The 11854-nt window shown below is 52.3% G+C and carries 13 protein-coding genes; 2 read left to right on the top strand and 11 right to left on the bottom strand.

Translation table 11 applies throughout. The features are described 5' to 3' along the window. Window positions 1–49: 49 nt before the first annotated feature. The 3 genes from ACOCF6_RS13100 to ACOCF6_RS13090 form a co-directional block, all read right to left on the bottom strand. Window positions 50–652: a TetR/AcrR family transcriptional regulator gene (locus ACOCF6_RS13100; protein WP_482460783.1), complete on the bottom strand. Its 603-nt coding sequence runs from the start codon at window positions 650–652 to the stop codon at window positions 50–52. A gap of 350 nt (window positions 653–1002) precedes the next feature. Beyond that, window positions 1003–2598 carry a hydroxylamine reductase gene (gene hcp, locus ACOCF6_RS13095; RefSeq protein WP_482460782.1) on the bottom strand — a complete coding sequence of 532 codons (1596 nt, stop codon included), beginning with the start codon at window positions 2596–2598 and terminating at the stop codon, window positions 1003–1005. Between the two features lie 772 nt (window positions 2599–3370). Next, on the bottom strand, window positions 3371–3943 hold the full coding sequence (locus ACOCF6_RS13090; protein ID WP_482460781.1) for a helix-turn-helix transcriptional regulator: 573 nt from the start codon (window positions 3941–3943) through the stop codon (window positions 3371–3373). Here ACOCF6_RS13090 and ACOCF6_RS13085 point away from each other — a divergent pair. Together ACOCF6_RS13085 and ACOCF6_RS13080 are read left to right on the top strand one after the other, a co-directional pair. Continuing rightward, window positions 3869–4840: a DNA polymerase Y family protein gene (locus ACOCF6_RS13085; protein WP_482460780.1), complete on the top strand. Its 972-nt coding sequence runs from the start codon at window positions 3869–3871 to the stop codon at window positions 4838–4840. The two genes, ACOCF6_RS13090 and ACOCF6_RS13085, sit on opposite strands and share 75 nt — an antisense overlap. Before the next feature lie 3 nt (window positions 4841–4843). Continuing rightward, window positions 4844–5605 carry an SOS response-associated peptidase gene (locus ACOCF6_RS13080; protein ID WP_482460779.1) on the top strand — a complete coding sequence of 254 codons (762 nt, stop codon included), beginning with the start codon at window positions 4844–4846 and terminating at the stop codon, window positions 5603–5605. A gap of 26 nt (window positions 5606–5631) precedes the next feature. On the opposite strand, the gene ACOCF6_RS13075 is transcribed toward ACOCF6_RS13080, so the two are convergent. From ACOCF6_RS13075 to ACOCF6_RS13040, 8 genes are all read right to left on the bottom strand, one after another. Continuing rightward, the gene (locus ACOCF6_RS13075; protein ID WP_482460778.1) at window positions 5632–5874 is read right to left on the bottom strand and encodes a GIY-YIG nuclease family protein; all 243 of its coding nucleotides are present in this window, start codon (window positions 5872–5874) and stop codon (window positions 5632–5634) included. Further along, window positions 5871–6620, bottom strand: a complete 750-nt coding sequence (locus ACOCF6_RS13070; RefSeq protein WP_482460777.1) for an alpha/beta hydrolase — start codon at window positions 6618–6620, stop codon at window positions 5871–5873. The genes ACOCF6_RS13075 and ACOCF6_RS13070 overlap by 4 nt, the downstream gene beginning before the upstream one ends. Further along, entirely contained in the window at window positions 6617–8803 is a 2187-nt protein-coding gene (gene recD2, locus ACOCF6_RS13065; protein WP_482460776.1) for an SF1B family DNA helicase RecD2, read from the bottom strand. The genes ACOCF6_RS13070 and recD2 overlap by 4 nt, the downstream gene beginning before the upstream one ends. Next, window positions 8800–9567 (bottom strand): SagB/ThcOx family dehydrogenase, encoded by a 768-nt coding sequence (locus tag ACOCF6_RS13060; protein ID WP_482460775.1) that lies wholly within the window; start codon window positions 9565–9567, stop codon window positions 8800–8802. The genes recD2 and ACOCF6_RS13060 overlap by 4 nt, the downstream gene beginning before the upstream one ends. Continuing rightward, on the bottom strand, window positions 9564–9734 hold the full coding sequence (locus ACOCF6_RS13055) for a hypothetical protein (protein WP_482460774.1): 171 nt from the start codon (window positions 9732–9734) through the stop codon (window positions 9564–9566). Before ACOCF6_RS13055 ends, ACOCF6_RS13060 begins: the two co-directional genes overlap by 4 nt. Then, window positions 9731–10324, bottom strand: coding sequence for a GNAT family N-acetyltransferase (locus ACOCF6_RS13050; RefSeq protein ID WP_482460773.1), 594 nt, complete (start codon window positions 10322–10324; stop codon window positions 9731–9733). The genes ACOCF6_RS13055 and ACOCF6_RS13050 overlap by 4 nt, the downstream gene beginning before the upstream one ends. Before the next feature lie 20 nt (window positions 10325–10344). Beyond that, the gene (locus tag ACOCF6_RS13045) at window positions 10345–11253 is read right to left on the bottom strand and encodes a 3'-5' exonuclease (RefSeq protein ID WP_482460772.1); all 909 of its coding nucleotides are present in this window, start codon (window positions 11251–11253) and stop codon (window positions 10345–10347) included. Between the two features lie 315 nt (window positions 11254–11568). Beyond that, window positions 11569–11844 carry an integration host factor subunit alpha gene (locus ACOCF6_RS13040; protein WP_482460771.1) on the bottom strand — a complete coding sequence of 92 codons (276 nt, stop codon included), beginning with the start codon at window positions 11842–11844 and terminating at the stop codon, window positions 11569–11571. Between the last annotated feature and the right edge of the window lie 10 nt (window positions 11845–11854).

Below are 11854 nucleotides of genomic sequence, written 5' to 3'. Positions count from 1 at the left end.
AAGTAAATATTCACTTACTTATATCGCAAATTTTTTACCATTTTATACTTCAGTATTTTGTTGTTATGGCAGCAGCAAAAGTCATCCAAAGTTTTTCTACATCAGCAGTCAAAGAATTGGAAAAGTCGTTCATGACCCACTGGATAGCAGTAAAGTTAATTGTACCAATAAACATGCTTGTCACAACACCGGGATCCAGTTTCCGGTTAATAATCCCGGCATCCTGCGCCTGTGAAATGATGGAGCAAACACCACTAGAGTACTGTGAAATGCTGTGTCTGACCTTCGTCCGAAGGTTTATATTCAATACCAGTACCTCATCGGAAAAAATTATGCGGGGAATACCGATATGTTCTTCTATGTAAGACAGGTGGCGTTTAAAGATTTCAGCCAGTTTTTGCAGCGGATCATCAATATCTGAAACCGTATCAAGCAGCGATTCCAGGTCTTTCCCTATCTTATCAATCACAGCAATAAAAATTTCTTCCTTGTTCTTGAAGTGGCGGTAAATATTGCCCTCAGAAATACCAGTGGCAGAGGCAATCTCCGCTGTAGTCGCCCCGTTTATACCCTTCTGCCCGATAACTTTCAAAGCAGCCTCAGTAATCTGGCTCTGCCTAACCTCAGTTGTTTCCCTTATTCTGACTGCCATCACATTTCCTTTCACTGTGTGCAAGTGAGCATTTGCTTACATAGAACAATATAAAACAAATTCGCACCTTGACCTAGGTCAAAATTTGAAATTTTTCTCAACGATTTTTTAAAACATCCCTTCTCAATTTATAAGAGCCATCTGTATTCAAAAGTCTATAAATAGACCCTCTTTCGATGATACCTGGCGGATTTATCTTGTGTCTTAACAATACAACAATGTCACCTGTGGCAGTTTGACCCACATAAAATAAGGCCCAAAACATAGACTATAATACGGTTGCCTATGAACAATGAGCGCCCCGCAGTAAACCGCGAGGCACTCATTGTTCATAGGTAGTTATTTTTCAGTTATCCAAGCATCTGCTTCATATCGGCATCGACCGTGGTGATCGGGCCGACATTGAAGTTCTCCACCAGGAAGTTGAGCACGTTAGGGGTGATGAAGGCCGGCAGTGTCGGACCGAGCTTGATGTTCTTGATACCGAGGTGGAACAGGGTCAGCAGAATGACAACCGCCTTCTGCTCGTACCAGGAGAGGACCATGGAGAGCGGCAGGTCGTTGACGCCGCACTCGAAGGCTCCTGCCAGGGCAACTGCGATCTGGATGGCCGAGTAGGCGTCATTGCACTGTCCGATATCCAACAGACGCGGGATGCCGCCGATATCGCCGAACTCCAGCTTGTTGAAGCGGTACTTGCCGCAGGCCAGGGTCATGATGACCGTATCCTTGGGAGCCTTCTCGGCAAACTCGGTGTAGTAGTTACGACCCGACTTGGCGCCGTCGCAGCCGCCTACCAGGAAGAAGTGCTTGATGGCGCCGGACTTGACCGCGTCGATGACCTTGTCGGCTACACCCAGCACAGCGTTGTGTCCGAAGCCGGTCAGGATTTCCTGCCCCGGATTCTCGGGGAGTGCGGGGCATTCGAGGGCCTTGTTGATCACCGGGCTGAAGTCCCAGCCGTCGATGTGCTTGACGCCGGGCCAGGCCACCAGGCCCCAGGTGTAGAGGCGGTCGGTGTAGGACTCGGCCGGGCGCTGGATGCAGTTGGTGTTGAAGATGATGGCGCCGGGGAACTTGGCGAACTCCTGGGCCTGGTCCTGCCAGGCGCCGCCGTAGTTGCCCACCAGGTGGCTGTATTTTTTCAGGCCGGGGTAACCGTGGGCCGGCAGCATCTCGCCGTGGGTGTAGACATTGACCCCCTTGCCTTCGGTCTGTTTGAGGATCTCCTCCATCATCTTCAGGTCGTGGCCGGAGACCAGGATGGCCTTGCCGGCCTTGGTGCCGAGCTGTACCTGGGTCGGTACCGGGTGGCCATAGGTGTCGGTGTGGGCGCTGTTGAGGAGCCCCATGACGGTCAGGTTGTGCTTGCCGCACTCCATTGAGAGGCCGACGAAGTCCATCAATCCCAGGTTGGCGTCGGTGGTTGCAGCCAGCGCTTTCTGGAAAAATGCCATCACTTCGTCATCGGTCTTGCCCAGGATCATGGCGTGGTCCATATAGGCGGCCATACCCTTCAGGCCGTACATCAGGATCTCGATCACGGAGCGGATGTCTTCATTAACATGCTGGGTATTGATGCCGTGGGTTTCACCCTGCGTGGTCATGCCAGCCAGATCATCGACCGGTTTCCAGTCGGCCACAGGACCGCTGATTGCCGTACCGGCAGCAGCCTTGGCTTTTTCTTTCAATTCATAGCAACGCTTGATCAGGCCGCCGATACGGGCCGGCTCGAAATCAACGTTAGTGACGGTGCTGAAAAGCCCTTCGATGGTGAAACGATCGATCTCGGCATTGCGGCCGATCTTGTCGGCGTAGAGCGCCAGACTTTTCAGGCCGTAGAGCAGATGATCCTGCAGGGCCGCCACATCAGGTTTCTTGCCGCATACGCCAGAGATGTTACAACCGGTTCCATTTGCTGCCTGCTCGCATTGATTACAGAACATGTGTGTTACTCCTTTTGTTTGTTGTTTTAGACGATTGAACTGAGCGTTAATAAGCTGAATGACGGTAATTTATACTACGTTTACTGACATTCGTTTGATCATAGTCAAAAATCAGTATAGAAGATAGGCTGTTCTTTTCCAATCAGCCAATGAACTCATTGCCGTGTAACCTGCATTGCTGCCTCGGTTATTTGCTGCTGCCTTACCTCAGTAGTTTCCCGCCTTCTTTTAGTCATTTAAGCTCCTCTTGCAAGTGGGTACTCACTTTAGTTTAACACTATAAACATTCAGTGCAAGCGGAAATATAACTACAATAAATTCTAATATGTTTTGCATGATCACTGAGTAAACAAGTAATAAGTCATCGGCGGTTTGATGGGGAATTAACGATACTGGAATGCCTCGCCGGACTTGACAGAAAGCAGGTCGCCGACTTGCACTTGCTCCAGCGGTGTCGTCTTCTCTTTGCCATCGATCATGATTGTTGTGGTTTCGGCTGGAGATTTCCAGAAATCCCATACTGAAGATCGAACGTGACGACCCGCAGTGCGAGATAGGTCTGGTTTTTGAGGTGGCAACCTAGTTGGGGGGAACCTTTTTGGGGACGATGAAAATTCGATTCGCTACACCTTCGGCAGGCACATCGATGATAAGCTGGCTCTGCTGCCCAAGCGGGTTCGTAGACCGGTAAAGATCAATGATGATTTCTGATGGTGGGTTGTACTGGAAGCCCCGATGCTGAAAAACTTCCTTGTAAGAGAGAAAGTATCCGTTATTCTTTCTCTGGCTGAAGGAAGGTTTTCTGGTTTCCAAGGAACAGCTCTATTCTCTCTCGGTTCTTCCTGAACGGATTATGCCGGCCACTCAACCAATCTGATAGCTGTTCAGGATCTCTACCCATAGCTTCACCCAGATGATCCAGGTTCATCCCCATCGCTCTCTTGTACCACGCAAGCCTACCAACAGTGTCATCCGGGCAGTCGAACGGAATATAACCTAGAAATTTGATAATACTTGGATTATATTGCAGTTCTGGTTCGGTGCCATGCTCCCAGTTCCAGATTGAGGATTCGGTGACGCCGATGATCTTCGCGAGTTCTCTCTGGAGGAGTCCGAGATCCATTCGTTTCTTGCGGATGTGTTCACCGACTGTGATAGGGAATTCGGGATAACCGGGAAGCTGCTGTTTTTCGAGGGGAATTTGAATTGAGAACGAGTGCCGTCTTGAGTCAGGATAGTAGAGAAAGGTGCACACACCCCTGCTCAAATCATGAAGATGATGCTGGACTACACTCCCTTGGTAGAAGTTTTCAGCATCGATGAAGCATTCCTGGACGTGACCCATTCTCTGTCGATCTTCAACAGTGCTGAAAACATCTCCTATCTGCTCAAGGCACGGATCAAGCACCAGTTCGATATTACCTGTTCAATTGGCATTGCTCCGAACAAGCTGCTGGCAAAGCTTGCCTCGGAAATGATGAAACCTGACGGGCTTACCATCATCACGCCCGATAAAGTCAGTTCAACTCTGGAACATATGCCGATCAAGGAACTGTGCGGCATCGGTAAAAAAATGGAGCGACATCTCAATATGATGAGCATCTATACCTGCGGGGATCTGGGGCGATGCGATGAGGGGCGGTTGAAGAGAAAATTCGGCATCATCGGTAGCCGGTTGAAGCAGATGGGACAGGGGATTGACGATTCCCCGGTAATCCCGGCAGAAGATGCCGAGGAGGTCAAGTCCGTCGGGCATTCAATGACCCTAAAAAGGGATATCAGCAGCCGAAACGAGATCCTGCGCTACCTGCTGCAGCTCTCGGAAATGGTTGGGCGTCGGGCTCGGCGCTACGGGGTGGCCGGCAAGACGGTTCATCTGACCATTCGTTATGCCGACTTCAGCACCTTTGGGAAACAGGAAACCCTTTCCTGTCATGTCAACCAGAGTGATGACATTTACCAGGGCGCCATTAAGATTCTGGATAGCATTGAACTGGAACAGCCCGTTCGCCTGCTGGGGGTAAGGATCACCAATCTCTGCTACCAGCGCGAACAGTTGCCCCTGTTTGAGGAGGAACGCCGCAAGGCCTTCATGATCAACGCAATGGATACGGTGAATGACCGGTTCGGCGATTTTACCGTGACGTATGGCAGTCTTTTGGGCAACAATGAGGAGAAGGGTTCACATGTGATCTCGCCGGCTTGGAAGCCGGAGGGGATCAGGAATGTGCAGGTGAGGTAAACCATGTGCGGACGTCTGGTAATCGATCTGTCGCCGGAAATGATCACCGAAATTTACGGCATCATCAAGAAAATCGACCGGGAGCTTAACCCCAGATACAATGTGATTCCATCCCAGACAATACCCATTGTCAGGGAGGATGTGGAAGGTAGTCGGGAGCTGACCTTCGTTCGGTGGGGACTCATCCCTTCCTGGTCAAAAGACATCTCTATCGGTAACAGCCTGATCAACGCCCGTTCGGAGACCGCTGCGGAGAAACCGTCATTCCGGTCAGCATTTAAGCGACGTCGCTGTGTCATTCCAGCAGGAGGATTTTACGAATGGCAGCGGCAGGATGGGAAAAGGAAACAGCCTTGGTATTTTCGGATGCCCGATGGAAGTCCCGTGTCGATTGCTGGTTTATGGGAACATTGGCAGGGGAGCGATGGTCAGGTAATAGAGTCCTGTTCCATCCTGACAACCAGCGCGAATGAGCTGATGGCACCCATACATGACAGGATGCCGGTTATTCTGAGCCATGAAGACCATGCGACGTGGCTCAACACCAAGCTGACAGATGGCGTGCTGCTGAAGGAGCTTTGTCGGCCTTGTCCTCCAGATATCCTGAATGCCTATCCCGTCTCTCCAATAGTCAACAGTCCGAAAAACGATTCTGCTGATTGTATTGCCCCCATAAGAATACTTGGCACTGCCAAGGGTCAGATAAAGATGTCTGAAGATTTTGACCTTTTACCGGATGAGATTATCGATGAATTCTACAAGTGAAGAATTTCAGCAATGAGAGGCTGATTTCATACCCCTGCCAACTGCATTTTGTCAGCCCTGTCCATAGTCTTGATTTGATATTCTCTCTTGGAAGCAGAAGATCGACTATGCCCATTTTCAAGATACGTAACCCGTAATGGTTGACGTCCCCGGAAGTATTTTGCGCCGATCCCAGATGCATGTTGCAGGAACCGGCGCTCAATATCAGTGGTGATCCCTGTGTAGAGAGTGTTATCGGAACAAAGGATGACATAGACGCACCAGTTCATGCGCTGAGGAACCTCGCTACTGCTCTGAAATATGACTCTGTGTTCACCGCCATGATATTGTTGTGGTCCCCCCGCTCGAAAATCAGCAATTCTTTCGGCTCCTGCGCCCATTCGTACAGATTCTCGGCATGTGAAACGCTAACCAGATCGTCGTTCTGAGTATGCAGGATCAACAGCCGTCCCTGGTACGAGGCAATCTTCCGCTTCTGGTTAAGATGGCGGGCCACAGCTTCCTTGAGTGAATCCATGGTAGCACCGATATGCTGCGGTTCGATCCGGACCAGGATTCTTTCCAGCGGCTCTGCCAGGCCGCTTTCCACGATGAGACCGGCTGCCTGTGGATAGAGGAACACACCGTGGACTGCGTAAAGCGATCCCAGGGACCTCCCGAAGAAGATAATTTTTCCCTGTGGCACTCCGCTGGCCTCCGTGATCAGTCGGACATCGTCCAGCATGGCTGCCAGTCCTGGTTCGCCTTCGGACATCCCGTAGCCCCGGTACTCTGCCAGTAGCAGATTGGCTCCCAAGCCAGTGATCCGATCTTCGAAGTCGCCAAGGTAGTCTGCTACGGTCTCTCCGTTTCCGTGGAAATGGATAATCGTCGGCAGGTCATCCGAGATGTGCCGATAGCGACACCCCAGACGGAAACCATCCCCCTGCACGTAGAAGGGATCATCAAGCCGATTCGGCCAGGGGTAGAAGTAACGTGCCGTGAGAGTTGGATGATCAAGGATAGGGTCGGTCATGCGAAACGCAGCCTCGCTGTCAAATTCGTCAAACGCTTTGTGGCATTTTTATTCTTCACCGCCATACCCAATGCCTTTGGCTGGCCAATGATCGTCACCAGTTTTTTCCCCCGCGTGACGGCCGTATAGATCAGATTCCTCTCCAGCAGCATGTAATGCTGCATTGCCAGTGGAATCACGACAGCTGGGTACTCTGAACCCTGGCTCTTATGGATGCTGGTGGCATAGGCCAGCGACACCTCGTCCAGTTCACCAAATTCATACTCGACTATTCTACCGTCGTAATCAGCTTTGAGGGAGCTTTCCTCGGTATCGATTTCAAGAATCTGGCCGATATCCCCGTTGAAGACTTCCTTGTCGTAGTTATTCACCGTCTGGATGATCTTGTCACCCGGCGAGTACGTCGTTCCAAAGCGAGTTATCTTGGGCTCGCTGTTCCCATTGAGCACTTTCTGGAGTTCCGCGTTCAAGGCGTGAGCGCCCAGTCCACCACGGTTCATGGGGGTGAGAACCTGGACATCTTTGACCGGATGCAGGCCGAAGCGCTTCGGAATGCGTTCGGTAACGACCTGCAGTAGCTTGGCGTGAATTTCTTCCGGAGTTTCCGCCGGTATGAAGTAGAAGTCGGATAGTTCTTCCGTTTCATTTCTCAGCGGCAACTCTCCCTTGTTGATCCGGTGGGCATTGACGATGATCTTTGAGGTGGCTGCCTGGCGGAAGATCTCGGTCAGCCTGACAGTCGGGACAGAACCGGATGCGATGATGTCGGCAAGTACGGCGCCAGGTCCGACAGAAGGCAGCTGATCCACATCACCCACGATCATCAGAGCCGCGCTGTCGGGGACTGCCGCCAAGAGCTTGTTCATCAGCACCACATCCACCATTGATGATTCATCAATGACTATGAGGTCTGCTTCGAGAGGGTTGTCACGCCCGCGTTTGAAACCGAAACTCTGGGGATCAAACTCCAGGAGGCGATGAATGGTCTTGGCTTCCCGTCCTGTAGTCTCGGTCATCCGCTTGGCCGCACGTCCGGTTGGGGCGGCCAGCAGGATGTCGAGCTGTTTGGCTGCGAGGATCTTCAGAACGCTATTGACCAGGGTCGTCTTGCCGGTGCCCGGGCCGCCGGTGATGACGAGTGCTTTGCTGGTTAAAGCAAGGCATACAGCGTCCTTCTGCGACTGGGAGAGCGAAAGGCCCGTCTTCTCTTCCACCCAGGGGAGCGCCTTTTCCAGATCGATCTTGCCCCATGGCGGTGCTCCACTCAGTATTCTCCTGACGCTGTTCGCCACTCCCTGTTCAGCCCGGTGAAGCGCGGTCAGAAACAGACAGGGAACGCCGTCGATTTCTTCCGGCACCAGGTTTTCCTGGGTGACTTCCTCCCGGATCGCGTCTTCCAGGATTGCCTCGTCAATCTCCAGGAGCTTTACCGACTCCTTGATGAGGGTGTCGTGGGTGGCAGCACAATGGCCGTCGCCGGACAACTCCTGCAATACATGGCGCACGCCAGCCTGAGCCCTGATCAGTGAGTCCGGGGCAATACCCAGCCTGCCGGCAATTACGTCAGCGGTCTTGAAACCAATTCCGTGAATGTCGAGAGCCAAGCGGTAGGGGTTTTCAGACACCTTGATGATGGCCTCATCGCCATAGGTCTTGTAGATCCTGACTGCCCGACCGGTCCCGACACCATGGGACTGGAGGAAAACCATGATCTCCCGGATCGCTTTCTGCTCCGCCCAGGCAGCGGTAACTTTATCGGTCCTTTTCTTGCCAATGCCAGGGAGTGTCAGCATTCTCTCCGGGGTTTCCTCGATAACGGTGAAGACGTCGACGCCGAATGCCTTCACCAGTACTTTGGCGAAATGGGGGCCGATCCCTTTGACCATGCCGGAGCCAAGGTACTTTTCGATGCCTTCCAGGGTGCTCGGGGGGACTGTTTTCAGGTGAGTAGTCTTGAACTGCAGGCCGTGGGTCTTGTCGTTATGCCAGGTGCCAACGCACTCGACGAATTCACCGGGGGTTATAGATGCAGCACTCCCGATGACCGTGACCAGTTCACGCTTTCCCTTTACCTTGATCCGGATGACGCAGAACCCTGATTCCTCGCTGTGGAAGGTTACCCTCTCCACGGAACCGGATATCCGTTCGACCGGGACATCTGATGCGGTGGCTTTCCCGTTCATTTACTGGCTACTTTGCCTACCGGGGCGATATAGACGGTGAATTCCTCATTACCATCGACGACAACCAGATCATCCGCCAGACCCTGATTATAGGCAGCGATGGCACAGGTGCCGCAGCCGATCGCTTCGCAGGCCAGGTACAGGTTCTGGCAGACATGGCCGGCATCGAGGGCGATAACTTTGTAGGATGCCTCAGCGTAGCGCCACTCGGTGCGAGCCATTACCGCAGTCCAGATGAAGGTTACGGCGGCTTGCCCGGCAAATGCCTGACCGCGGCAGGCAGCTGTGAGATAGGCCGGCAGGTTCGGGAGATCCCGTTCATGCACCAATGCGTGATCAAGAGGAAGGTAGCGATACAGACCAGGGTCGAGACCGGCGACTTTGAGCACACCGAGGTAGGTCTCAAATGGGTGGCGGCAACCAGCGGAAGGGACTGTGCGTAGCACTGCAACTTCGTGGATCACGGCACGAACACCCTGGGTTGACCAGAGGAGAAAGGCCAGTTCATCGAGGGAAAGGTGCTCGTCCGTGAAACGGCGGTGGCTCTCACGATCGGCGATTGCTGTCTGCAGATCATGCGCCTTGATCGACCATTCATGCCGGGATGGAAGAGGGATGATTCGGCTACCCGGTTGCACCGGTTTCTGGACTGGAGGCGGAGCGACCCCTTCAGACTGCGGGGTGCAATAGAAATTGACCTCTTCCCTAATCCGGTCTGTCAGGAAGTACCTGCCGCTTTCTGTGGTTATCGTCGGCTTACTCATGATTCGGAACCTGTTATATCTTCTATTGCTTCACTGACCCAGTAGGTCTGCTTATGGTGACACCTGGTTAGTTCCGTTATCTTCTCTTGGGCCGCTTCCTTCGTGCCGTACGTCCCGACGAGGTACCTGACGCCGTTATCGTCCTGGCGCCACAATTGCCAGGTCATGCCGGCAACTCCTTGATCCAGAAGTCCATGGGGTGGGAGCGCTTGACACCATCCGTTTCCAGCCAGGTGAAGCTCGTCGTTATTCCGAGTAGGGGATTGAAACCCGTGTGTGCGAGAAACCTGTCAATGGGGATATAGTCTGCCGGACGCATCAAGTGGTCGTCAGTCCGTACCACTGTGGCACAGGTCAGGTACCGGTAGGTACTGTAGGAACGAATCTGCTCCTCGACCATTCGCACTACCTGCATCCCCGTACCGCGATTGCGATGTTCGGGATAGAAAAGCAGTTCACCCACATAGAAGATCTCGTCGACAGGATAGGATGTGCCGCTGAACGGCTCGACCAGTTCCGTTGCCTCATGTCGCAGCGGCATCCCGGTGGCCGCACCTGCGACCTTTTCCCCCTCTTTGACGATGATCACGAATGAATCAGGGGTTACGGAGTAAAGCTTCAGATAGTGAAGTTCATCCTCGCGGCGGCCATCGTACAGGTAGGGGAATTCTCGAAAAATCTCGATTCGGAGTGTTGCTATATCGTTGAGACAGTTTTCAACGGCTGAACCAGTCAATATTTGCTCGGTTATCGCCATGAGACATTCCACATAAAATATTATCTCTCCCGAATTGAGAAGCGATCAAGTGCATCGACTCTGGTAATCTCCACGCTGTCCGTTATGCCACGAGGATAAACTTCGTTTGCAAGCCAGGTAAGTTCATCTCTTTCCATATCCCCGGGAACACTTGTCCACCATGCCTTGCAGCCACCTTGCGCCCCGTCATTCCAGCGATATCCTCTCTGTTTCAATGCGTCCTTCTTCTCAAAGGGGGCACCTACCGCGCAGACTTTCGCGGTGACCTCATCATATCTCTCCAACAGCACCTTGAATATGGGTGTACCACTGACAGGAAGAGATTCCAGAAGAATACCGAGCAGGCCTTCGGCATCGTCCAAGGCACGATGGGCATTGATAAACCAACCGAACTTGAACAATAGGTATTCCAGAACCCGGGTGGAAATTCTTTCTGCCTGCCAGTCGACCTGCGTCATTGAACAGCCCCAGGGCACTTTTGAGAGGACCGGGAATCGCGACTCGACGAACTTGCGGTCAAACGCGGCATTGTGGGCAATTACCAGGCTTGCCTGATCGGCGAGTCGGCATACTTGGGCGTCATCGAAGGATTGACCAGACACCATCTCATCAGTGATGCCGGTAATCGCCGTTGTTTCGGCTGAAAGAGGAATTCCAGGGTCTTCAAATCCGGCATACCGGTCGATGATCTTTATTATTCCTGCTGTCAGCGGGTCATACTGAAAGGCCACGATCCCAAGCTCAATTATCTTGTCGCAAGCAGGGTTCAACCCGGTTGTTTCCGTGTCGAGGCAGAGACCGATCCTGGGATTGGCTATAACCTTGCCGGCGAAACGGTTGTCCTGGCTCAGGTTCATTCTGCGCAACACCTTGTAATCGCCAGTCGCATTAAGTGAAGTAACTGCTATCTCAGCTTCAAGGGAGTTCATCGGTATGTCTTTGGAGGGCTTTTCCAACTCTTACCTCTACACTTATCGAATCTTCGCCAAAGCGAATACCGCAAGAGAAATAATTACGAAAATTACTGTCAACGGAATCAAGCAACCTACAGACGTTCGATTGTAGACTCTGTTATAGGCCGCCTTCTTGGGGTTCGTCAGCCAACCCCATCCTCTTGGGGCTTTAAGCCCCAATGACTGCCGGACGTATCTCTTCAGTGATGTCCGAGCGGCAATCCGTTTCGTCAGAGACGGTGTACGAATTCCAAACTTCATGAGGTTACATTCTCGCCGTGGCAGAAATTTCTACTTGTTGATTGCATCGCGCAGCACAGTGCTTGGCTTAAAGGTTAATATACGCCGCGCCTCAATGGTGATAGCTTCGCCAGTCTGAGGATTACGGCCCCGCCGGTCATTTTTCTGTTTCACCACAAAACTGCCGAAACCAGAGATTTTCAAAGTCTCACCGGTTTCAAGGGTCGATTTCATGATGGAAAAAACCGCCTCCACCATTTCCATTGACTCCTTCTGGGTCATACCTGTGTTGGTATGAATTTTTTCAACAATATCTGCTTTGGTCATTTGCTGTGTC

The sequence above is a fragment of the Geobacter psychrophilus genome, from assembly GCF_056821595.1.
Note: the sequence above shows the minus strand (reverse complement) of the source record. Positions and strands in the feature narration are given on the sequence as shown.

Coding starts and splice junctions, on each gene's coding strand:
- ACOCF6_RS13100 (WP_482460783.1), bottom strand. CDS start 652: ATGGCAGTCAGAATAAGGGAAACAACTGAGGTTAGGCAGAGCCAGATT.
- hcp (WP_482460782.1), bottom strand. CDS start 2,598: ATGTTCTGTAATCAATGCGAGCAGGCAGCAAATGGAACCGGTTGTAAC.
- ACOCF6_RS13085 (WP_482460780.1), top strand. CDS start 3,869: ATGAAGATGATGCTGGACTACACTCCCTTGGTAGAAGTTTTCAGCATC.
- ACOCF6_RS13090 (WP_482460781.1), bottom strand. CDS start 3,943: ATGGGTCACGTCCAGGAATGCTTCATCGATGCTGAAAACTTCTACCAA.
- ACOCF6_RS13080 (WP_482460779.1), top strand. CDS start 4,844: ATGTGCGGACGTCTGGTAATCGATCTGTCGCCGGAAATGATCACCGAA.
- ACOCF6_RS13075 (WP_482460778.1), bottom strand. CDS start 5,874: ATGAACTGGTGCGTCTATGTCATCCTTTGTTCCGATAACACTCTCTAC.
- ACOCF6_RS13070 (WP_482460777.1), bottom strand. CDS start 6,620: ATGACCGACCCTATCCTTGATCATCCAACTCTCACGGCACGTTACTTC.
- recD2 (WP_482460776.1), bottom strand. CDS start 8,803: ATGAACGGGAAAGCCACCGCATCAGATGTCCCGGTCGAACGGATATCC.
- ACOCF6_RS13060 (WP_482460775.1), bottom strand. CDS start 9,567: ATGAGTAAGCCGACGATAACCACAGAAAGCGGCAGGTACTTCCTGACA.
- ACOCF6_RS13055 (WP_482460774.1), bottom strand. CDS start 9,734: ATGACCTGGCAATTGTGGCGCCAGGACGATAACGGCGTCAGGTACCTC.
- ACOCF6_RS13050 (WP_482460773.1), bottom strand. CDS start 10,324: ATGGCGATAACCGAGCAAATATTGACTGGTTCAGCCGTTGAAAACTGT.
- ACOCF6_RS13045 (WP_482460772.1), bottom strand. CDS start 11,253: ATGAACTCCCTTGAAGCTGAGATAGCAGTTACTTCACTTAATGCGACT.
- ACOCF6_RS13040 (WP_482460771.1), bottom strand. CDS start 11,844: ATGACCAAAGCAGATATTGTTGAAAAAATTCATACCAACACAGGTATG.